The 21,964-nt window shown below is 64.0% G+C and carries 23 protein-coding genes; 1 reads left to right on the top strand and 22 read right to left on the bottom strand.

The genetic code is table 11. The annotated features are described in order from the left end of the window. Positions 1-625: pyridoxamine 5'-phosphate oxidase family protein (locus tag GPA27_RS13340; protein ID WP_169141116.1), on the top strand; the 625-nt coding region annotated here is incomplete at its 5' end. A gap of 153 nt (positions 626-778) precedes the next feature. Here GPA27_RS13340 and GPA27_RS13345 read toward each other — a convergent pair. The 22 genes from GPA27_RS13345 to GPA27_RS13450 all read right to left on the bottom strand — a co-directional run bounded on the left by GPA27_RS13345 (position 779) and on the right by GPA27_RS13450 (position 21,964). Then, the gene (locus tag GPA27_RS13345) at positions 779-2,104 is read right to left on the bottom strand and encodes an MFS transporter (RefSeq protein WP_169141117.1); all 1,326 of its coding nucleotides are present in this window, start codon (positions 2,102-2,104) and stop codon (positions 779-781) included. Positions 2,105-2,408: 304 nt separating this feature from the next. After that, the gene (locus GPA27_RS13350) at positions 2,409-3,653 is read right to left on the bottom strand and encodes a M24 family metallopeptidase (protein WP_169141118.1); all 1,245 of its coding nucleotides are present in this window, start codon (positions 3,651-3,653) and stop codon (positions 2,409-2,411) included. 186 nt (positions 3,654-3,839) lie between these two features. After that, positions 3,840-4,928: an ABC transporter ATP-binding protein gene (locus tag GPA27_RS13355; protein WP_169141119.1), complete on the bottom strand. Its 1,089-nt coding sequence runs from the start codon at positions 4,926-4,928 to the stop codon at positions 3,840-3,842. 8 nt (positions 4,929-4,936) lie between these two features. After that, positions 4,937-5,791 carry an ABC transporter permease gene (locus tag GPA27_RS13360; protein ID WP_169141120.1) on the bottom strand — a complete coding sequence of 285 codons (855 nt, stop codon included), beginning with the start codon at positions 5,789-5,791 and terminating at the stop codon, positions 4,937-4,939. Further along, complete coding sequence (locus GPA27_RS13365) at positions 5,788-6,630, bottom strand: ABC transporter permease (RefSeq protein ID WP_169141121.1); 843 nt, start codon at positions 6,628-6,630, stop codon at positions 5,788-5,790. The genes GPA27_RS13360 and GPA27_RS13365 overlap by 4 nt, the downstream gene beginning before the upstream one ends. A gap of 60 nt (positions 6,631-6,690) precedes the next feature. Next, positions 6,691-7,845, bottom strand: coding sequence for a polyamine ABC transporter substrate-binding protein (locus tag GPA27_RS13370; RefSeq protein WP_169141122.1), 1,155 nt, complete (start codon positions 7,843-7,845; stop codon positions 6,691-6,693). Positions 7,846-7,986: 141 nt separating this feature from the next. Continuing rightward, positions 7,987-8,814 (bottom strand): hypothetical protein, encoded by an 828-nt coding sequence (locus GPA27_RS13375; protein ID WP_246261092.1) that lies wholly within the window; start codon positions 8,812-8,814, stop codon positions 7,987-7,989. A gap of 487 nt (positions 8,815-9,301) precedes the next feature. Beyond that, positions 9,302-10,072, bottom strand: a complete 771-nt coding sequence (locus GPA27_RS13380; RefSeq protein WP_169141123.1) for a creatininase — start codon at positions 10,070-10,072, stop codon at positions 9,302-9,304. Positions 10,073-10,295: 223 nt separating this feature from the next. Next, positions 10,296-11,792 (bottom strand): purine-cytosine permease family protein, encoded by a 1,497-nt coding sequence (locus GPA27_RS13385; protein ID WP_246261094.1) that lies wholly within the window; start codon positions 11,790-11,792, stop codon positions 10,296-10,298. Between the two features lie 234 nt (positions 11,793-12,026). Further along, entirely contained in the window at positions 12,027-12,923 is an 897-nt protein-coding gene (locus GPA27_RS13390) for a creatininase (RefSeq protein WP_246261096.1), read from the bottom strand. A gap of 234 nt (positions 12,924-13,157) precedes the next feature. Further along, positions 13,158-14,180 (bottom strand): GlxA family transcriptional regulator, encoded by a 1,023-nt coding sequence (locus GPA27_RS13395; RefSeq protein WP_169141124.1) that lies wholly within the window; start codon positions 14,178-14,180, stop codon positions 13,158-13,160. Positions 14,181-14,267: 87 nt separating this feature from the next. Next, entirely contained in the window at positions 14,268-15,137 is an 870-nt protein-coding gene (gene purU / locus GPA27_RS13400) for a formyltetrahydrofolate deformylase (RefSeq protein ID WP_169141125.1), read from the bottom strand. Positions 15,138-15,607: 470 nt separating this feature from the next. Further along, positions 15,608-15,847, bottom strand: a complete 240-nt coding sequence (locus GPA27_RS13405; protein WP_169141126.1) for a hypothetical protein — start codon at positions 15,845-15,847, stop codon at positions 15,608-15,610. Positions 15,848-15,850: 3 nt separating this feature from the next. Next, on the bottom strand, positions 15,851-16,219 hold the full coding sequence (locus GPA27_RS13410; protein WP_169141127.1) for a DUF1353 domain-containing protein: 369 nt from the start codon (positions 16,217-16,219) through the stop codon (positions 15,851-15,853). A gap of 23 nt (positions 16,220-16,242) precedes the next feature. After that, positions 16,243-16,395 (bottom strand): hypothetical protein, encoded by a 153-nt coding sequence (locus GPA27_RS13415; RefSeq protein WP_169141128.1) that lies wholly within the window; start codon positions 16,393-16,395, stop codon positions 16,243-16,245. Between the two features lie 9 nt (positions 16,396-16,404). Further along, positions 16,405-16,866, bottom strand: coding sequence for a D-Ala-D-Ala carboxypeptidase family metallohydrolase (locus GPA27_RS13420; protein WP_169141129.1), 462 nt, complete (start codon positions 16,864-16,866; stop codon positions 16,405-16,407). Then, complete coding sequence (locus tag GPA27_RS13425; protein ID WP_169141130.1) at positions 16,863-17,195, bottom strand: phage holin family protein; 333 nt, start codon at positions 17,193-17,195, stop codon at positions 16,863-16,865. The genes GPA27_RS13420 and GPA27_RS13425 overlap by 4 nt, the downstream gene beginning before the upstream one ends. Positions 17,196-17,209: 14 nt before the next feature. Next, positions 17,210-17,986: a phage baseplate protein gene (locus GPA27_RS13430; RefSeq protein WP_169141131.1), complete on the bottom strand. Its 777-nt coding sequence runs from the start codon at positions 17,984-17,986 to the stop codon at positions 17,210-17,212. Then, positions 17,987-18,856 (bottom strand): hypothetical protein, encoded by an 870-nt coding sequence (locus GPA27_RS13435; RefSeq protein ID WP_169141132.1) that lies wholly within the window; start codon positions 18,854-18,856, stop codon positions 17,987-17,989. Position 18,857: 1 nt separating this feature from the next. Continuing rightward, complete coding sequence (locus GPA27_RS13440) at positions 18,858-20,744, bottom strand: hypothetical protein (RefSeq protein ID WP_169141133.1); 1,887 nt, start codon at positions 20,742-20,744, stop codon at positions 18,858-18,860. A gap of 3 nt (positions 20,745-20,747) precedes the next feature. Continuing rightward, entirely contained in the window at positions 20,748-20,960 is a 213-nt protein-coding gene (locus tag GPA27_RS13445) for a hypothetical protein (RefSeq protein WP_169141134.1), read from the bottom strand. Then, on the bottom strand, positions 20,957-21,964 hold the full coding sequence (locus tag GPA27_RS13450; RefSeq protein ID WP_169141135.1) for a hypothetical protein: 1,008 nt from the start codon (positions 21,962-21,964) through the stop codon (positions 20,957-20,959). Before GPA27_RS13450 ends, GPA27_RS13445 begins: the two co-directional genes overlap by 4 nt.

Raw genomic sequence — 21,964 nt, forward strand, 5'->3', positions numbered from 1 at the left:
CCCCGAGCGCGCGCACTATGACAGCGACGCGATCGCCGCCATCGTCGACGCGACGATGATCTGCACCGTGGCCTTCCAGATCGACGGCGAGGTGCATGCCATCCCGACCCTGCATTGGCGCGAAGGGGAACACCTGTACGTCCACGGCGCCAAGGCATCGCGCATGCTCAAGGCGCTCATGCAGGGCGAGGCCTGCGTGACGATCGCCCTCGCCGACGGCCTGGTACTGGCACGCTCGGCCATGCACCACTCGCTGAACTACCGCTCGGCGGTGATTTACGGCCGGTTCGAACCGGTGATCGCCCCGGACGAGAAACGGCGCAACCTGCGAGCCTTCATCGACGGCCTTTACCCTGGACGCTGGGACACGCTGCGCCCGATCAGCGACAAGGAGCTGAACGCCACCAGCGTGCTGCGCATTCCGCTGGCCGAGACTTCGGCCAAGGTGCGCGACTCGGGCGTGAAGGATGACGAGGACGACCTGGGATGGCCAGTGTGGGCCGGAGTGATTCCGTTGCACACAGGACTCGGTACGCCGCGGATGGAAGACGATAGTACTGAGCGCAAGGTGCCGCCGACACGTTTTGGCAGTCCCCGGGACAACAACGACATGGAGGCTGCATGAATGGTCGCTCGACCCGCGGCAGAATGGGTTTCTCTGTGCGATTGGGGCGTCACCGGCGCCGAGCCGGTGACGTGGATCGAACATATGCAGTCGGCCTGCGCGTCGCTTGCCGGCCTGCGACCTGTGCTTCTCCGGCAGCGACGCGATTCCCGGTCAGCTTCTCGCTTCGATGAAGTCCTCGCCCGAGTGCGCGCGCGTTGCGAGGATCGCGACCAGCGACACGGCCGCGGCGCCGACCAGGTACCAGGCCGGCGCGAACGGGTTGCCGGTGTTCTTGATCAGCCACGTGCAGACGAACGGAGCGGTGCCGCCGAAAAGCGTGTTCGCAAGGTTGAAGCTCAACGCGAAGCCGCTGTAGCGCACCGAGGTCGGGAAGCTCTCGGCGAGGAAGCACGCGAGGGTGCCGTCGTTCATCGCGAGCAACAGGCCGAACATGATCTGGATGGCCAGCATCATCTCGAAACTCGCACCCGGCAAGGCCTGGAACAGCGTGACGCTCATGGCCATGAAACTCACCGACGCGAAGATCAGCATCGTCTTGCGCCCGAACATGTCGGAGAGCTTGCCCATCAGGAAGATGAACCCGATGTAGGCCGTCAGCGCGATCGTCGCAGCCCGGAACGACGCTGCTTCGCTGAGGCCCTGCTCGGTGCTCAGATAGGTCGGCATGTAGGACAGCAGCACGTAGAAACCGACCGCGTTGAGGCTCGCGACGCCCAGCGCGACGAGCACCGTCCGGCGGTAGCGAGTGAGCAGCAGCCCGATCGGCGCAGCCTCCTTGTGCGCGTGCTTCGATTCCATCGCGCGGAACGCCGGCGTGTCCTCGAGGTTGGTGCGGATCCAGCGGCCAATCAGTCCGAAGGGCGCGGCGAGCAGGAAAGGCAGGCGCCAGCCCCACGAGTGCATCTCCTCGGTCGTCAGCACCGTGTGCATCCATGCGACCAGCAGCGAGCCGAACAGCAGCCCGGCCGCCGTGCTGGCCGGGACCAGGCTGGTGTACAAGCCGCGCTTCTTCGGCGGTGCGTACTCCGCGATGAAGGCCGAAGCGCCGGCATATTCGCCCGACGCCGAAAACCCCTGCACCAGGCGGACGACTAGCAGGAGAACCGGTGCCCAGATGCCGACCATCTCGTAACTGGGCAGGAAGGCGATCAGGAAGGTCGATCCGGACATGATCAGGATCGACAGCGAGAGCGCATCGCGACGGCCGATACGGTCACCGATGTGGCCCCAGATCACGCCTCCGATCGGGCGCACGAAGAACGAAATCGCGAACACGGCGAAGGTCGACATCAGTGCCGTCGCGCGGTCCTCGCTGGGGAAGAACACCGCCGCGATGATGGTGGCGAGATAGCCATAGGCCGCGTAGTCGAACCATTCGACGAAATTGCCGATGAAGCTTCCGGCGGCGGCGCGACGCACGAGTCGCTGTTCGCTATCCACGGCGAACCCGCTCAGTACGGCTTGTTGTGTATTCATGTTGTCTCCACGAAACCAGGTGTGAATCCGTCCGACGCGCACGGCAAGCCACGGCGGGCCCGAAAGGCACGGGCGCGCGGAAGGTTGAATCCGGGTGGGCAGGCAGCGTCGGCCCTGCCGCGGCTGTGCGGCACGGAAGGCGGGTCGTCAGCGACCTCTTGGGAATCGACGCGAAGGGGGCTCTAGGACGAGACCCTGCGGCTTTTTTTCATGAACGTGTCTCCGGTGTGATCGCCGCCCTCTTGCGGGGCAGTCAGGTGTTTTGGCGGCCTGCCGCGGGCGCGGCAGGCCGGTTTCCGTCGTCTTAGCGGCGGATGATGTTGTGCTCCGGCCCGTACTTGAAGCCGGTGATGTTGTCGGCGCCGTTCTCGGTCACGACGAGGATGTCGTGCTCGCGGTAGCCGCCCGCGCCGGGCATGCCTTCGGGCAGCATGATCATCGGCTCGATCGACACGACCATGTTCGGCTCGAGCACGGTGTCGATGTCCTCGCGGAATTCGAGGCCGGCCTCGCGGCCATAGTAGTGCGACAGCACGCCGAAGGAGTGGCCGTAGCCGAAGGTGCGGTACTGCAGCAGGCCGTGCTCGGCGAAGATCTCATTGAGCTGGGCGGCCACGTCGCAGCAGCGCACGCCCGGCTTCACGAGCTTCAGGCCGGCCTCGTGCACCTTGACGTTCACCTCCCACAGCTTGAGCGAAGCGTCGTCACAATGATCGTAGAACATCGTGCGCTCGAGCGCCGTGTAGTAGCCGGAGATCATCGAGAAGCAGTTCAGCGACAGGATGTCGCCCTTCTGCACCTTGCGCGTCGTGACCGGGTTGTGCGCGCCGTCGGTGTTGATACCGGACTGAAACCAGGTCCAGGTATCCATCAACTCCGAATCCGGGAAGCGCGTGGCGATCTCGCGCACCATCGCCTGCGTGGAGGCAAGCGCGACTTCATGCTCGGGCACGCCCTCACGCACCGCTGCGGCCACCGCCGCACCGCCGACGTCGCACACCTGCGCGCCCTGCTTGATCAGCGCGATTTCCTCGTCCGACTTGATCATGCGCATGCGCATCGTCGGCGCGCCGATGTCGGTCAGCGTGACATTGGGCAGCGCGGCCTTGAGCTTTTCCAGGCGATCGACCGGGATGTGATCGTACTCGACGCCGACACGGCCCTTGTTGGCGATTTCCTGCTGGATCGCGCGGAAGTAGTTGTCACGACGCCAGTCGGTGTAAACGACGTTGTAGTCGCCCACCGTGCGGCGCCACGGCTGGCCGCCGTCGATGTTGGCGCTGATCGACACGACCTTCTCCTGCGTCACGACAAGGCCGTAGGGACGGCCGAACGAGCAGTACAGGAAGTCGCTGTAGTAGTTGATGTTGTGCATCGACGTGAACAGCACCGCGTCGATGTCATTTGCCGCCATGTAAGCGCGCAGCTTCGCCTGGCGGTTGTGGAACTCCTGAACGGAGAAGGTGTGCTTCACCTTTTCGCCGTTCTCGATGCGCAGCAGGTCCTTCATCTCCGTGATCGACTGAATGCCGGTAACCAGATTCGTCATGTCCATCCGCTCCTGTTATATGTAGTGGGGTGTTCCGGATACCATCGCCGGCTGCGTGAAAATTCGCGCATCAGCAACGTGAGTCCATGCTAAAGAAGGGGCGGGGCCACCAATTTCCGCACTTCGACGGGCGTTTGCGTGAAAACGACGACGGCGAAAATGAGCACGGAACGCGGCCCCCTGGGGTCAGGCGGCGCCGCCGAAAAAATGCGCCGCAGCGGCCGGCCAGGACGCCACGACCGAGTCGCCCGGCTGCATGCCGAGGCAGTCGTAGGTCCTTTCGGGCAGGATGACCTTGAGGTCGTCCTCGATGCCGGGCACCTCGAGGAACAGCGTGACCATGTTGCCGATGAACTTGTGGCTCAGGAAACGCGCACGCACGTGGTTCTCGTGCCGCGGCTCGTCGCCGATCGCGATCTGGTCGGCATTGACGTAGAAGTCCGCGTGCGCGCCGTGCGACCCGGCGAAGTTGCCGCGCGACACGCTCATTCCCCCGGTGGCCGTGTTCAGCCGCACGGACTGTTCCCCGACTTCCGCGACGCTGCCGCGCAGGATCGTCACGTTGCCGATGAATTCGGCGACGAAGCGGTTCGCCGGGTGGCGGTAGATCGCCTGCGGCGAGCCGATCTGTTCCACCTTGCCGCGGCTCATGATCACGACGCGGTCGGCCATCGAGAAGGCCTCAGTCTGGCTGTGCGTGACATACACGAAGGTGATGCCCAGCTCGCGCTGCAGGGAGCGCAGCAAGGCCTGCATGCGCACGCTGAGGTGGGCGTCGAGGGCGCTCAGCGGTTCGTCGAGCAGCAGCACCTTGGGCTCGGTGACGAGCGCCCGCGCCAGCGCGACCCGTTGCCGCTGGCCGCCGGAGAGCTGCATCACGTTGCGGCTCGCGAACTCGCCGAGTTCGAGCTTGTGCAGCCACGCCAGCGAGCGCCGGTCCCGCTCCGCTTTCGCGACGCCGCGCATCTTCAGGCCGAAGCCGACGTTGTCGAGCACGCTCAGGAAGGGGAAGAGCGCGAGGCTCTGCCACACCAGCGGCAAGTCCCTCCCCCAAGGCGGCAAACCCTTCTGCGACCGGCCCTCGAGGCGAATCTCCCCCTCGCTCGGCTCTTCTAGCCCTGCGAGCATGCGCAGCATGGTCGTCTTGCCGCAGCCGCTCGAACCCATGATCGCGAGAAACTCCCCCTCGCCGATGCTGAACGAGGTGTCGGTCACCGCCGTGTAGTCGCCGAACCTCTTCGATACGCGATCGATCTCTACCAGTGCTTCACTCATGATCACTCTCACAAAGACAAACCGTTGTTGGAGACCAGCGCACCCGCTGCCGGCTGGGCGGGGCCGTCGGCGGCGGCGCGTTTCGCCTTGCCCATTCCGGAAAACGCCATTCCGATTGCGACCAGGAAGATCGAGGAGGTAAATACCGCTGTGCCGATCGCGTTGATCACCGGGCTGACCTGCCCCTGTAGGAACACCAGCACGCGCACCGGCACCGTCTCGTTCAGGCCCGACACGAACCACGCGACGGCGAACTCGTCGAAGGACACCGCCGCGGTGATCAGGAAAGCCGCGACCAGGCTCTGCTTGCAGAAGGGAAGGACGACGTACCACAGGGTCTGCGCCGGCGACGCCTGCAGGTTCCACGAGGCCTCTTCCAGCGCGCTGTCCATCTGCGCCAGACGCAGCCGGATCATCGCCATCGCGAAGGGCAAGGCGATGACGACATGGCTGATCAGCACGGCCCAGACCTCCCCGGCGAGGCTGATGCGGGAGAGGTAGGACAGCATCCCCAGGCCCATGATGACCGCGGGGATCGTCGGCGGCAGCAGCATCAGCAGGCTGAACAGCGACTTGCCGCGGAAATCGAAGCGGAAGTCGCAGTAGGCCGCGCAGAAGCCGAGGATCGTCGACAGCAGCGCCACCGGAATCGACACCATCACGCTGCGCTGGAAGGCCTCGATGACCAGCGGATCGGTGAAGGTTCCGCCATACCACTCCGTCGTGAATCCTTTCAGCGGCAAGGACGGGAAGCGGTCCGCGTTGAAGGAGAACACCAGGCTGGCGGCGATCGGCGCCAGGATGAAAAGGAAGGTGTAACCGGTATAGGCCCACCCGAACCAACGGCCGAGTCTCAGCATCATTTGCGCCTCCCGTAGGCGAGCCGCACCGCCGCGAGGGAGGTGACGACGAGGGTGAGGATCATCACGATCGCCACGACCGCCGCGCGCGGCCACTGCTGGCCGGATTTGGTGGTGTCGATGATCAGGTTGCTCAGCGTCGGCGGAGCGCCGCCGCCGAGGTAGGTCGGCGCGACGAAATCACCGAAGGCGAGGATGAACGCAAACAGCGCGCCGACGACCAGCGAGGGTTTCGCCAGCGGCATGATCACCTCGAACAGCGTCCGCACCGGCCCGGCGCGCAGGTTATGTGCCGCCTCGATCAGATTGCGGTCGATCTGCGCCAGCCCCATCGTCTGCACCAGCGTCACGAGCGGCAGTGCCAGCGTCACGTAGCCGACGAGCGAGCCGAAGTCGGAATTGAGCATCGGCAGCCCGTCCAGGCCCACGAGCGCGAGCAAGGCATTGACGATGCCGTTGTCGGCCAGGAAGGCCTGCCACGAATACACGCGCACGAGGTAGCTGGTGAAGAACGGCACCACCAGGAACATCAACGCGAGCTTGCGCGTGCGCTCCGACACGGTGAACGCGAGGCTGCAGGCCGCAGGGAAGGAACAGCAGGTCGTGACGACCGCCGCGCCCAGCGCTAGTGCCCAGGTATGGCCGTAGGCCGACCAGAAGGAACTGCGGCTCAGCATGAAGTCCCAGTTCTTCAGGGTCATGTCCGGTTCGAGCCGGAAATTGACGACACTCCAGAACGAGATGACGAAAAGGAAAAGCAGCGGCAGCAGGAAGAAGGTCAACTGCCACAGCAGGGGTGGCAGCAGCAGCGGCCACCGCCGACGGCTGGTATTGGACGACATGGTGATGGCTCCGGGATGCCGCCGGACGGGCCCGAGGCCCGCCCGGCGAAGCGGGAAGGGTCAGGCTTTTTCCTTGTACTCGGACCAGAAGTCGTTCCAGTCCTCGATACTCTGCTGCACCGGCAACTGGCGGAAGACGATCTTCCCGGAGCGGATGTCGTCCATGACGCTATGCCCTTGCAGCACCATGCCCTGCCGGCGCGCCTCGGCCGGGTCGCTCTGCGCCAGCAGCTCCCAACCCTTGCGGTTCGGAATCAGCGCCGGATACGCCGCCATCTTCGCGGACTTCACCTGCCCCTGCGCGGAGGTGATGTACTGGATGAAGGCTTTGGCGAGATCACGGTTGCGCGTGCCCTTGCCGATCGACAGGGACTCCGTCCATTGCAGGCCGCCCTCGTCGGGAACGACCGAGCTCACCTTCGCCCCCGAACGCGCCAGCGTGCCGGTGATCCAGTCGCCGATGCCGCACACCAGCTGGAGTTGCCCGTTCTTCAGGCCGCTGAAGGTGCCGCCGTAGTCGAAGAAGCCCGCAACCTGCGGACGCAGCGACTTCATCACACCCTTCAGCTTGGCGAACTGATCCCCTTCCAGCCTGTAGGGCGCCTTGTGGCCCGCGTACAGGCTGATCTCGCCCATGTTCGGCAGATACCAGTCGAAGTGCCCCACCTTGCCCTTGTAGGCTGGATCCCAGTACACCTTGAACGAGCGTGCCTTGCTCTCCGGCACCGCATCCGTGTTGTAGGCGACGCCGAGGAAGCCGAAGCGGACCATCACCGCGTACAGATCGTTGCCGTCCCAGTGCCCCGGAAACTTCTGGAACTCAGGAAAGTAGTCGTCGAACGCGTAGTCCTTCGCCTCGAGCCGCTCGAGGTAGCCCGCCTTGCGCAGCTGCGGCACGTACTCCGCGTCGGACAGGATCAGGTCGTAGGTACCGGCCGGCGACTGCGAAATCAGCGCCAGCATGTTGTCGCCGCCGGTGTAGTACTTCGGCTTCACCTTGACGTTGTACTTGGCCTCGAACTCGGCAACGATGTCCGGTTCGGCATGTCCGTACCACGCCAGCATCGTCAGGGTGCGCGGCTGGCCGGCGGTTTGCGCACTGCTGCTCGCAGACACGAGCGACAGCGGCAAGGCGCTGCCCACTGCGAGGGCGCTGCTGCCCTGCAGGAAGCGACGGCGGAACGGCGACAGCAGGCTCTTGTCTTCCTCTTTCATTTCGGTCTCCTTTGGCACGAACGGATCGGCCGGTCGTGGCTGCTGAGGCAGCTCTCCTGACCAGACGACAAATCTTCGGAATACATTGCCGATCGGCCCCCAACCTGCATGCGGTGGCGGCCGATCGAGCTCAGCGGAAAATCAGAAGTTCCAGCGCACCTGCAGCGTCGGCGTGGTGCGCGAGTACGTACCGCCGCCTTCGCCAGGCGTCTTCTTGTACGTCGCGTATTCGTGCCGATAGCCGATGTCGAAATGCTTGTTGAGTTTCAGCCACAGGTCGGGCTGAACGAAGACGGTGGTGTCGCGCTGCTTGTTGTTGAAGTTCACGAGCAGCAACGGCGACCAGGTGAATTTGAACCCGCCGATCTCGAACGGCAGCATCGCGAAGGTGCGCCAGAACAGCGTGTGGATGTCCTTGCCGCCGTCGCCCGTAAACCTCGCGCTGCGGGCGTAGAAGTCGGTTTCGAAGAAACTGAAACCGGGCACTTTCAGGTCGAACGCAACGCCGAAATTGTTCGCACGGAAGTTCGCATAGGAGCCCCGCTCGAGGCGCGCCGCGAGATTCACATCGGCAATGAATCCGAACGAGAGATTCGCGCCGGTGATCTTGGAGAGACTCAGTCGCGGGTTCCACACACCGAAGTACTGGTCCTTGGTCTGCTCGCCGAAGGACCCTGCGCCGAAGCCAAAAAAGCTGCCGACTTCCTTGCCGTGATAGGTATCGAAGAAGAAATAATTGTCGCCGTATTCGTGCACGCCGAAGTGCTCGAGACGCACCGTCGTCAATTTCTTGTCGGCCGTGCCGGTACCGAATACGGGGTCGAATTTCGATTCCGTCGTATAGCCGACGGTAACGTTGGTGTTCTGCCAGCTTTCCGTAGCGAAAGCACTTTTCCCTGCGACCATCCCTAGAGCAACGCAGCAGCCCGCAACAAAGGCGGTGCCGGATTTCCGTCCAATGCTCTTCATTCGCTTTCCTTTGGTGTTAATTCATTGTTTTGATTACCGGGGCGTGACTGCTCTTGCAGTTCTCGATGGCCATCCGGGATGTATTGGCTCGACATGCGATTCGATCTGCGCAGATCCCTCCTCTATGAATTCGAGTCGCCAGGCGCCTGCGGCGCACCTCGACTGATCCGACGATTTGTTGCTGTACTTTTCTGGATCAGGTGGCGACAAGTATGGAAATGCGCAGCCCCGACGCATTTCCTGATATCGACAAGCCTTATCGTGCTGACGACATCGGGCCGGCTGTCGAAAATCAGCGAATAAATGGAAATCGATTACCAGTCCCTGATTCAGCGGAATGGCCTCGATGCCGGCTCCATGCGATCACGACGAATTGCCGATGGGTAAGCGGCGTGAACGACAATCGGCCCTGTCTTCGTCGTCGCATGACGCAGACAGGGCCGATTTCAATTCAGCGACAACGCCAGGGCGGCGCGCCGCCGCGGGATCACTCGAAGGCGGACATCAATTCCGTGCTGATGCCGTCGACACAAACCTTCAGCAAGGTTTCCCCATGCTGTGCGCTCGCGCGCTTCGCCGACGATAGGCAACCCGAAGCGGGCGTCCATTCGGGCTTGATCGGGAAGAAGTCATAGGGCGGGAACTGCGCCGGTGCATGGTCGCAGACCTTTTCCATATCGACGAGCTGCGGATGCAGATGGAGCATCAACGAGGTCTCCAGCACACCCCCGTGTTCGACCGCCCAGCCGGGAAACTCGCCCTGGTAAATCGCGTCGATCGCCTCCTGGGTCACGAAATCCCAATACGACAACACCACGGTCGAGAAATCGCGGATGCCGTCCCAGCGCAATTCCCGCTGCGCCAGATCCACCCCTTCGACGATGAAGGCAGAATTCTCATAGTGGCCATTGACCAGCACCGTGCGGCGCACACCATGACGTGCAAGCTCCTTGAGCACATCGCGGATCGTGCAGGTCACTGTCATGCCGTCGAGGCTCGTCGTGCCGGGCATGTGGTTCCCTCCGCCGCTCTTCTGCTGCGACTTGTATCCGTAGGCGATCGGAGGTGCGACCAGCGCGCCGATACGGTCGGCCACGCGCTCCGAAATGGCCGTGGGCAGCAACACATCCGGGTTCATCGACATGTGGGGGCCGTGCTGTTCGAGCGCTCCGACCGGAATCAAGACCGGGGTCCTGCCGTCGCGCACCCGCGCATCATATTCGGGCCACGTGAGCTCGGAAATGTGGACGCTTTTCATCGAATCGTCTCCTTCGGGTTATTGGCCCGATGTCGCTCGCTTCCCCGCGAACGCCCACCGGGCCACCATGTCAGTCCATCGCGCTCAGGCGTGCTTCGATACGACCTTCTTCCGGAGCACGCCGTTCATCGCCATCATCCGCAGATAGGTGACGGCCGTCGTCGCGGCGGCGGGTAGCGAAGCGGTCGTACCCTTTCCTAGACGATAGCAAGGGTATTTCAACTCAGGCTCGGCTCCTTGCTACTTGTATCCCTGCTACTTGCTCCTTTGCTACTTGCTCCCTTGCTACTTTTCCCCTTGCTACTTGTGAGTAACGCAGCGCGTACCGCCGGCCCAGCAAATAGTAGAGAATTGCAGAGCTCAGGCCACCGGCGAGCCAGGATAGATCGACCCCACCCATTGCCACGGCAATGGGGCCTTGAAACAGCGGAATGATTCCGTACATGAAAAGGTATGTGCATCCCAGGCCGCCAAAGAATGCCACCATCGCCGCCGGATTGAATTTTCGCATGTGCTTGGATTCCGGCCCCTCGAAGAGGAAGTCGAAATTCTTGGTATTGCGTTCAAAGACGAAGCAATGCACAGCCATGATGCCGCCCCAGGCGGCAACCCATGCCACGATGGAGATCAACCACGCATCAAGCGCGTGTGCGAAGTTGTCCTGTTTCATGAATAGCATGACCGCCAACATTGCGAAGATGCCAACCATGATCGACAGCTTGTGCCTGGAAATCTTGATATCCATGGCCTGAGCCGCCACGCCAAATGTATAGAGGTTGATGATGTTGGTCGCAATTGGGCCGTGAATGACGAGCGCCAGCACAGGGATCGCGAGTACCCCGAAGTTGGAGACGATCAGTGCGCCCGGGTCAGCGCTTCCACTCTTCGTTGCCAGGGTCGCGCCGAGCACACCCAACCACACCACGGGGATAAACTGACCAAGGGTACTGGCAAGATAAAGGCGCGTCTTGCACACGGTGATCGAAACAAAGCGCGAATAGTCCGGTGCATACGTGAACCAGCCAATGCCCCAGCCAATGCCGATAGCGGTCATCACAGCACTCATGGCTGCGAGTCGCGGCATGCCGGTCAGCACCTTGCCTTCGGGTCCTGCGTAGGCCCAGTTAATATCGAACTGAGTCCAGGCAACAACGCTCATCGCCACCAGCACCAACACCGTAGGCGGCACAGTCCATTTTTCGAAGGCTGCAATTGCCTGATACCCGATGTAGCAAATGACGACTTGGGTGGTCATGATGATCGCTGCGGTTGACAGGCGCCACCAGAAATTTTCCGCGGTCGGATCCACCCAGCCAAGCTGGCCGAAGAGTGCCATCACCAGATCAAGAATGATCCAGGTATTCACCGCCGACCAACCGACTGCCAACAATGCCTGGATGGCGGCCGGCAGGTACGCTCCATACCGACCGAAGGCGGCACGGGAAAGCACCATTCCGGTGACGCCGGTTCGTTGCCCAAGCAGCACAAAGGCGCCAAAGCCAAGCATTCCGAGCAGGTTGCCGACCACCAGGACGGTAATCGTGTCTGCGAGCGAGAGTCCGAGGTTTATCCCGAGTGCGCCCAGAATCCAGTTGATGGGAGCAACGTTTGCCCCCGACCAGATCCAAAATTGCCCCCAAACGTCTTTGGTTCGCCGATGCTCGGGGATCGGTTGCAGCATCTCTTCAAGGTCAGCGGTGTCGCTACCATGGTTACTCATTTTATATGTCTCCAATAATTCTTATAACTCGCGTGTTGCATCTGGACGACATCAGCGGTCCGACTATAGGAATCGGTGAGATCGCCCCGCGGTGACAACAGTGAACTTTGGTCGAGACCTCCTTAATACGAAACGGTTAGGCCCGAGCGAGTGCTTCTTCGACAGCCTCAAGAATAAGCGGGTTCATGGCGCGCGCTACGCGACTTTCGGCGTTCGGCGCAGGGCCGCCGGCATTCAGTCGAACGCGCGCGCGAGTTCGCGGCTGATGCCGTCGACGCAAACTTTCAGCAGCGTCTCGCCATGCTGCGCGCTCGCACGTTTCGCCGACGACAGACAACCGGATGCAGGTGTCCATTCCGGCTTGATCGGAAAGAAGTCGTACGGGGGAAACTGCGCCGGCGCGTGATCGCAGACCTTCTCCATATCCACCAGGTGCGGATGCAGATGGAGCATCAGCGAGGTTTCCAGCACGCCGCCGTGCTCGACCGCCCAGCCGGGAAACTCGCCCTGGTAGATGTCGTCGATCGCCTCCTGCGTGACGAAATCCCAATACGAGAGAACCACCGTAGAGAAATCGCGGATGCCATCCCAGCGCAATTCGCGTTGGGCCAGATCAACCCCTTCGACGATGAATGCCGAATTCTCATAATGGCCATTGACGAGAACCGTCCGCCGTACGCCATGACGTGCAAGTTCTTTCAATACGTCGCGGATCGTCGAGGTTACAGTGAGGCCATCCAGACTCGTGGTGCCCGGCATGTGGTTTCCGCCACCACTCTTCTGTTGCGACTTGTAGCCGTAGGCGATCGGGGGTGCGACGAGTGCGCGGATGCGGTCAGCGACGCGCTCGGAAATCGCAGTCGGGAGCAGCACGTCCGGGTTCATCGACATGTGCGGGCCGTGCTGTTCAAGCGCCCCGACCGGAATCAGTACAGGCGTCTTGCCGTCACGGACTCGGGCATCGTATTCGGGCCACGCGAGTTCGGAAATGTGAACACTTCTCGCTGTACCGTACTCCATCTTACTGCCTCCTTTGTAGTGGTCCTGCTGTCTTGTATTTGTTTTGCCGCTCCAGCCTCTCGGGGACTTCGCGGTGATGCCGGGCGCCTTGTTTACCGGTTCCTCGGTCATCCTGCACGGCTGGCGTGGTGCGTCGCAGAAGATCGCGCTCGGTACCGCCGCCAGACCGGCTGAATTTATGCCTATCCTAGTGACGGACAACCCGCGTCGATATCCGGCTGACGACAGTCCGTTTCGTGAAAACGACGAAAAAAAACCTCCGGCCAGGACCGGCAGGAGGCTTGCAACCCGGTCGCGCAACGACCGTGGGAGAGGGAGATCAGGAAGCGGCGCGCGTCCTGCCGGTCATTTCGACCCGGCCGCGTCCGCCGTATGGCGCCGCCGCTCGGCGCTCGGCGAGATGCCGAAGCCCGCGTGGTAGCGGTGCGAAAAATGTGCAAAGGACACAAATCCGCAGGCCATCACGATGTCGGCGATCGGCCGGTTGGTCCGCGTGAGGAGCTGGCGCGCGCGCTCGAGGCGGATCTGCAGGTAGTACTGCCGCGGCGTGCAGTTGAGCGTCTCGCGGAACAGGCGCTCGAGCTGGCGTGCCGAGAACTGCATGTGCGCCGCCAGCTCCTCCATCGACAACGGCTCCTCGATGTTGCACTCCATCAGCTTGATCGCCTCGACCAGCTTGGGATGCGACGCGTTGGAGACGTCGCGCAGCGAGGTCTTTTGCTTCTCGTCCGGGCCGCGGCACTCGTAGATCAGCAGCTCGGCCACCGCCTTCGCCACCTTGCGCCCTCCTCCGCCGAGGCCGATCAGGTGGATCATCATCTCCACCGGCGCGATGCCACCGCTGCACGAGCAACGGTTGCGGTCGACCTCGTAGATCTTGTTCGACACGACCAGACGCGGGAAGCGGTCGAGCAGCGCGTCCATGTCCTCCCAATGGATCGTGCTGCGATGTCCGTCGAGCAGCCCCGCGCAGGCAAGGAAATAGCTGCCCGTATCCACCCCGCCGATCGCGACGCCGCGGCCCGCAAGCGTGCGCAGCCAGCGCTGGATCGGTTCGGTGCCGGTAATCGGCAGCGGATTCGGGCCGACGACGAAGACGCCGTCGAGGTCGGTCGCATCGGCCGCCGCATAGTCGGGCTGAACGCAGATGCCGGCGCTCGAACGCACCGGCTCGCCGTCCATCGTGATCGTCACGAACTCGTACAGCTTCTTGCGCGCGACCATGTTCGCGAGACGCAAGGGATCGACCGCCGCGCCGAAGCCGATCAGCGTGAAATCGGGAACGAGAAGAAAGCCGAAGCGGATCGGCGCCTCGCCGCCGCGTCCGGCCCAGTGACCCGGCCCCTGGCCGGGAGTTGCGTTGCTCATCGGGATACCCTGAAAGTCGTAGTTTCTGTTCGAAGTCTATACGCACCGCCGGCGCCATCAAGACGCCGGCCGATGGTATCGACGCGATCAGGGCAGAACGACCGTACGGGTACCGTTGAGGAAGACGCGACGCTCGACGTGATACAGCACGGCCCGCGCGAGCGCCTGGCATTCCATGTCGCGGCCGACCGAGAGCAACTGTTCGGCGCTGTGCGCATGCGTCACACGGTCGACAACCTGCTCGATGATCGGCCCCTCGTCGAGGTCGCCGGTCACGTAGTGGGCCGTGGCGCCGATCAATTTCACGCCACGCGCATGCGCCTGATGGTAGGGCTTCGCCCCCTTGAAGCCCGGCAGGAAGGAATGATGGATGTTGATCGCGCGCCCATGGAGACGCTGGCAAAGATCGTCGGTGAGGACCTGCATGTAACGCGCCAGCACCACCAGCTCGGCACCCGACTCCTCGACGATCCCCATCAGCTTCGCTTCCTGCTGCGGCTTGGTCTCTGCGGTCACGGGCACATGGTGGAACGGCAGGCCATCGGCAGCGGCGAGAAATTCCAGGTCGGGGTGATTCGACACGACGCCGACGATGTCGATGGGAAGTTCCCCGATGCGCCAGCGGTAGAGGAGGTCGCGCAGGCAGTGATCGAGCTTCGAGACCATGATCAGTACTTTGGGCCGCTCGCACAGCGCGTGCATCGCCCAGTCCATGTCGAAACGCTTCGCCAGCGGCGCGAACTCATGGCGCAAAGTGGACACGTCGACCGCGCCCTCGGTTTCGCGGCTGAAGACGCAGCGCACGAAGAAGCGATCATTGAGGTCGTCGTCGAAGCACGAGAACTCGTTGATGTAGCAGCCCTGACGATCCAGGAAGCCGGAAATCGCTGCGACCTGCCCTGCAGCGCTGGCGCAGGCAACGGTCAGGGTCCAGCGCTTTTGTTGTGTGTTGTGCATGTCTCTCCTCCTGTAATGCGCACTCAAGTTACGTGAGCCGTCCGGAGGCCACTTGTCTGCACGCGACAACAGATCAACGGTTTTCGACGTCGCGCGCTCGCCCCGTCGCGGCTCCCGTCACGGCGGTTGCGTCCTCATTGACGCAGCGCTCGCGCGCGCCGTGCTCTTCGAAGACAATACGAGCTTTGCCGTCGTCGCCCGGATGGCTTCGCTTCCCGCCGACGGCGCGTCGCCACATCGAATGCCGCGGAGCAGACCCGGCCGGCTGAACTCCCAGCCTGACGACAGATGACGCAGGGCGATCGCGAAGGCGTCGACCGAATCAGACAAACTATTGAATGAAAAAAGAAACACTACCCAAGCCGCTTAACGACGACGAGTTCGCCGGACACACTCCGATGATGGTGCGGGGAAATGTCCAGTAACGGCGCGGCATTGCGCCGCGCACCACTCTGCACTTACGCCGGAATCTACGCTGCGCGGTCGTCCGTGCGAATCACGCCCCGGAACCACAGCGCCCGCCAAATCCGCCACGGCACCCGGCTCGGCTCCGTCGGAACGAAGTGCTGCACCGTCGCCGCATCCAGACCACCAGGCGGCGCCCACAGCACATGCGGCACCCACAGATAGCGCGACCGCCTGACGATGATGTAGCCGCCGTGGCGCCACCACTGGCGCAGGGCGTAGACGAAGCAGTTTCCCCGATCCATCGGTTACTCGCCGATCGCCGCGGCTGACGCCCCACCCGCGCGACGCGACCACGGCAGCCAGCCTCCGACTCGCACTCCGGCATACATCGCGTAGCGCTGCGCCAAGCCAACCCCGCTGTCCGCCATCGCGGCGAGGAACAGGCAATCGGATTGCGCACGGGTGAATTGCTGGGTTTCGTAGAGCCAATCGTGCAGGATTGCCGCGGCACGATGCGCGCCGTTGACCGGCATGACGGCATGCAGCAGGCGCGGGATGCTGGCCAAGTCCGTGACGAAGCCGGACGGCACGACGAGGTCGGCGCCGGACGCTGTCCGGTACCAGACCGGCGTCTCCAGTATCCATTCTCCGTCCTGCTCGCCCACTCGCAGCACCGGGACTGTCCTGAACGGCATCGTCACAGCCCCCACATCGCACGCCACAGCATCCGCTGCCAGGCGCTGATGATCTTCAGATTGCTGGCCGTGATGCTTTCGAACGCCTCGTGCCAGCGGCAGGCTTCGGAGACGGCTGGCTGCTGTGGCCGGATCGGAACGACGTTGAGTTGCACGACTGCCTCCTATGCGGCAACGATGCCGCGCTGGTACTTGACGCCATCCGGCCCGAAGTGAGCCGTCAGCACATCGCCGCGCGAGGGCTCGCCGACCTTGGCGATGCCGACGTGCACCCACGACCCTTCGAATATCAACTGATCGAGGGCGATGCCGGCCCCCTGGATGGCGCGCGCGACCTGCAGCGGCGTCATGCTGCGCACGACGATGTCGGCGGCGCGCCCGTCCATGTGCGCACTGGCGCGGCTGCCGCCGATGCGCTGGTTGAGCGCGGGCGACCGGTAGCCGCTCGTCACGGTCACGGTGCGATTGCCGACGGCGGCGCGAATGCGCTCCAGCACTTCGGCGAGCCGTGAGAGGTTGATCAGCGCGGAGCCGGGTGGCGTGTTGCCGATGCCGTGGCGCACCGCCTGCTGCGAGAACAGCAACTCTTCGAGGCAGAAGTGCGGAGTGAGCCGGGTTCTGTTCATTGATCCACCCCCAGCACCCGATCACGCCACCGCTCGTAGATCAGCATCGAGCGCGTGCCCATGTGGGCGGAGATCGCGACGAGCGCGGATCTTCCGTAGCCGGTGATTCCGGCGAGTTCGCACAGCATGTGGGTGCAGATGCCGACGAAGATGCACACGACAGCATCGAGGATCAGCGCTTGCAAGCTGAACGCCTCCCCCGACCGCACCTTCTGGGCGTACTGCGCAATCGTCGCCAGGGCGCTCAGGAACAGCGTCGAGATCCACGGCAAGACCGGCGGCAGGGAGTCGTAGAGCGATTGCCACAGACCAGCGTCTTTTTCGGGCATGGCGCCTCCCCTCGTCACGCCGTGCGCTGCCAGAAATACACGGCGAGGTACGGCATGCGGTTCTCGTGAGCAGCGCCGCTGCCCTCGGCGCTGATGGCGTGGGCGTGGTCGGCGCTGGCGCCTGCGGTCGTGAAGGTATGCGAATGCTGGCCGGCCTCGGCGATGCTGCTGCCGCCCTCGGTGATGCTGTTCAGCAGGCCGCCAGTGTCGTTGGTGCTAATCCTTCCAACGTCGATCCCGGCTCCATACTTGTAGCCGTTCAGGTTGAGGGTGTGCGAGTGCTGCCCATCGGCCGACGTCGTACCGGCGTGGTTGTGGTCCACGCTGGCGCCACCCGTCGCGCTGCCGTGGCTGTGCGACGGCATCTCGCTCGTGGTCAGCGTGTGACGCGCCTCGCCACCCGTATCGCCCCCCGCGTAGGTGTCGGTGCCCAGCGTGCCGACGCCGATCAGGGCCCGACCGGCAGCGGTCAGCGCCCAGGTGCCGCCCAGCCACGTGCTGGGGTTGGTGTTGCCCGCCGTGATGTAGATCGCGCCGACCGGAAAGGCATTGAGCAGCGGCACGCCGGCGTTATTCCCGGCGTCGATGGCCGATTGCGCCGCGGCGGCGGCCGAAGCAGCAGCAGCGGTAGCCTTGGTGACGATGAAGGCGGCCACATTGACCGTGTTCGTCAGCGCCGGCACGAACCGCACGCGGTGCCCGCCGCTCGCAAGGCCGGTCGTTGCGTTGCTGTCGTCCGTGACGGTCGAGCCGTCGCCGCCGACGGCTGAGGAAAACGTGACTGATGCCATTTACAGGATCTCCTTGAGTTCGACCGCCATGCGGCGCAGATTCAGGTACGGGTATTCGAGGGGCGTGAGCTGGCGCAACCTCGCGAGGAAGCTTTCCTGCCGTCGATAGGCGAGGTCGGCCGGATTCAGCAGGAACAGCACCTCGCCCCATACGTCCATGCGCCGCTGCAGCTCGAGCGCGCCCATCAGGGCCTCGTCTTCGCCCAGCGCATCCAGGGAGCCGCGGAACGTACGGTACGGCTGGCGCTTGTCGAAGTACTCGGCGCCGCCGGCCGCCTCTTCCACGGTGGTGCGGGAGTTCCACGCGAGTTCGACGCCATAGGAGAGGTTTCGCAGCGGCTGCCAACCGTCGGCGAAGAAGGCGCGGCCGATCTCGACGTACCCCGCGGGATTGCCAACGTCGTCGATGTCGACGCGCCAGTAGCGCGCATTGGTGCGTGCCGGCAGGACGTGAATCAGGGTCTGCCGGTAGCCGTCGATCATCTCGCCGCTCGGGCCGCCCATCCAGAAGCGGTCGTCCTCCCACTCCAGCCACGTGTCCGCCGGACCCCACGGCCCCATGCCGTCGGATGCGTAGAGCCAGCCCGAGTCGTACAGCACCGACGTGAAGGCGCTGTCGCTGGCACCGCGGACTCGGTACTTCGCCAGCACCGAGAGGTTGTGGTGGGCGAGCGCGACGACGCGAATGGGGTAGTCGATCGCGAGGGCCGCCCGGAACCACGTGTTCGCGGGGTCGTCGTCGAGCGTACGGGCGCGTAGCGCGAGGATCCGGTTCTGCATCTTCGTCACGGGCATCGTCGTCGCCCACCCGCCGCCGTCGATGGCCGCGGTGTCGATCCGGTTCGGCCACGCGAGCATCATGTTTGCCATGTCAGCCCCACAAGGTCAGATCGACGGCATCGCCGCCGAAGTCGAGTCTCATTCCAATGACGACGAAGAGCCTCCCGCCGTCCATGCCGTAGCGCGGCCACGTGACCCGCACGACGTCGCCTAGGTCGAGCAGGTCCGCTTCGCCGCCCGACAGCCGCGCGCCGACGAGGAAGGTGTCGCGCCGCTGCGAATGGAGCGCCAGCAGGCGCGCAGACTCGGCGGTGGCATCTGCGGACCAGACGATCGCGCTGTCCCGCAGCAGCTCGCCGGACAGGCGGTGCTGCAGCTTCACAGACGGATTCGCCGCAACCGCGGTGCGCCACGTCTGCGCGAGCCAGGCGCGCCGCTCGGCGCTCACCGAGCCGGCCAGGTCAGTCGCCTGGTCCGTGGCGTTGCGGTCGTAGCTGAGCGCCACACGCCACACCGGAACCTCGGCCTGCGAGGTGCGCTCGATGCTCGTGATCGACAGATCCGTGATCTCGACCACAGGCGTTCCGGTGGGCGTCGCGAGCCGGCCGATGCGCAGATAGTCGAGCCGATCGAAGCCGAACCACGCGCCCACGCTGGCCGCAACGCGCGCCATGACGCTCGCCGCCGACTCCTGCGCATCGACCACGATGCCGAGCTCGTAGGGCGCCGCCGCGTCGAGCGCGTACGCATCGACCATGTCGATGTTGGTCACGCCCATCCGGCCGGCAATGCGCACCAGCAGCGCACCGGCGTATCGGTCGGCCAGCATCGCCCCCTCAAGGGCGTCGCACGTCACCTGCCCCGTCGGCGCACCGCCGAGGCGGAAACACCCGCCGGCCAGCCATGCGCGATACTGCCCGGCGGCCGGCGCAGTCGCCTGCATGTCGGCCTCGCTGGCGTAGTCCGCGCCACGCGACAGGGCCGCGCCACGGTCATAGACGGCCGGCAGATCGGCCAGCGCACCGTCGTTCGCCTGGTAGATCAGGCGCGAGGTATTCACGGGCGCCGGGGCCATGTTGAAGACCCGGCCGTAGATCAGCGGCTTCGGGTTGCCCTTCAGATCCTCGCCGCCGTCGATACCGGCCGGCAGGACGTTGCTGCCGCCGTAGCGCGCGGTCTGCAGCGGATCGCCAAACAGCGCCATGCGGTCGCGCATCTTGAGGCGCACGGTCGTCGCGGCGAACTCCGGCTGCTCGAGCGTCGCCACGAGGCGCAGCGGGAAGTCATCCGGATAGACGCCGTCCTGCGGGCCGCGCCGGATCAGGATCTGCTGCCCGTCAAGACCATAGTCGAGCAGCCCGTCGAGGTGCCCCGTCGACGCCAGGATCACTTCGCCGAAGCTCGTCTGCGCCGCGCCCACGGTGATGTCGCGCTGCACGTAGCCGGGCTGCTGCAGGCTGGGATCGTACTGCGCATTCCCCGGTGCCTCGTTCGGTCGCGTGGCGTAGCCCATCGAACTATCGGTGTAGCGCAGCGTTTCTACTGTCACGCCTCCGCCGGCATCGCCGTTCAGCGACGCGCCATTGAGGTCGAAGCCGTTGACGACGGCGCCGGGAATATCGGCAAGCCCAGTAACGGCCCCGACCTCGACCAGATAGATCCACGACTCGTAATCGACCTCGGGCGACAGTCCCGGCGAGGACGAGATAGCGTCGAACCAGACGTCGGGCTGACCGCCGAAGAAGGCAATGTGCGCAGCCACCGGATTGACGGTCGGCAGGAGGTACCGAACGACCCACGGCTGCTCCGACCCGAAGGTCAGAAGACCCGCCGCCGGATCTACGATCGGCATGCGGTAGAGGACGACATCCGGCTGCGACGCCCCGAATACCAACATGCCAGCGGACGGGCTGACGCTGACAACGAGGTACTCGGGCCCGTTGAGCGTGACTCCGTTGAGGGTTTCGCCGTTCAACATGGCTCAGGTGCAGACGAAGATCTGCGGCTGCGTCGATGATGACGCAATGGCATCGACGTTCGGGCGCAGCACTTCGATTGCCAGCTGGCTGGTGCGAATCTTGACGTCCGTCTTGATGCGCAGGACCTCGATTGCCAGCTGGCTTGCGCGCGCCTTGACGCCGGTATTGGTCCGCAGGACCTCCGTCGCGACCTGCGAGATGCGCGCGACCGTCATGCGCTCACCAGCACGCCGACCTCGACGGCGTTGACCGTCGCCTCGGTCCAGGCGACGCTGCCATTCGGGTTGGTTTCATAAACCTGCCGCACATATCCCTGCGACGTGCCCAGTGCCGCAGCGGTGCCGTCGCCGTTGGTGCTGCCCGAGCGCACAAAGACCGCGGCACTCTTCGCGCCTGCATCGTCCTTGAGCATTGCGGCGCTGACCTGCACGCCGTACACGGTGCTGTTTGTCAGCGCGCTCAGGTCGCCCAGTGTGTAGCTATCTCGGTCGCCGACGTTCGCGCCGGCGTTGTAGTCGCTCGTGTTGGGCGCGGCTTCGTCGACCATCGCGTAGTGGCTGGTGCCGGTGGACGGGGTCCACTGGCTGTAGGTGCCGTCGCCGGTCGGGTAGATCGTATCGACCCGGCAGTCACCCAGAAAGTCGTTGTTGGCGCTGCCCGAGGTATCGCACACGTAGAAGTCATCGAACAAGCTAGTCGCATATTGGTTCGCGCGCAATGCGACCTCGTTGACGTAGGCATTGCTGCCGTTTTTGGTGTCCTGCGATGTGGCTGACAGCACGCTTGCGCCGTTGACCCGCACCTCAAACGAGCCGGTGGTGTCGTGAATGGTCGCCTTCAGCTCGATGTAATGCCAGGCCGACAGCGCAAATGTCGCGCTGGTCGTGCCCAGCACTGTGCTGCCGCGCACGACTGACAGGGTGGTGTCCATGTTGTAACGCATGAACAACTGCACCGTGCCCGCGTCGCGCAATTCGCAAATGGTGGTGCTACCATTAAGCGCCCCGCTCGGGTTGTATGCGAACCCAACCACCAGCGTGGCCGCGTTGCCGAGCCCGGACTTAACCATGCTGCTGGATGCATTGGCAGGAATCGCCGCCGCGCCGCCGGCGCGCCGCCCGGCCGCCGCGCTGATCGACGCCGAGGCGCTAGTCGTCCATTTTTTCGTGATGTCAGCCGTCGCGTAGTGGTCGAACCCGTCCACAAAAAGCAGTGTCAT

The organism is Aromatoleum toluolicum (genome assembly GCF_012911005.2).
Lineage (GTDB): Bacteria > Pseudomonadota > Gammaproteobacteria > Burkholderiales > Rhodocyclaceae > Aromatoleum > Aromatoleum toluolicum.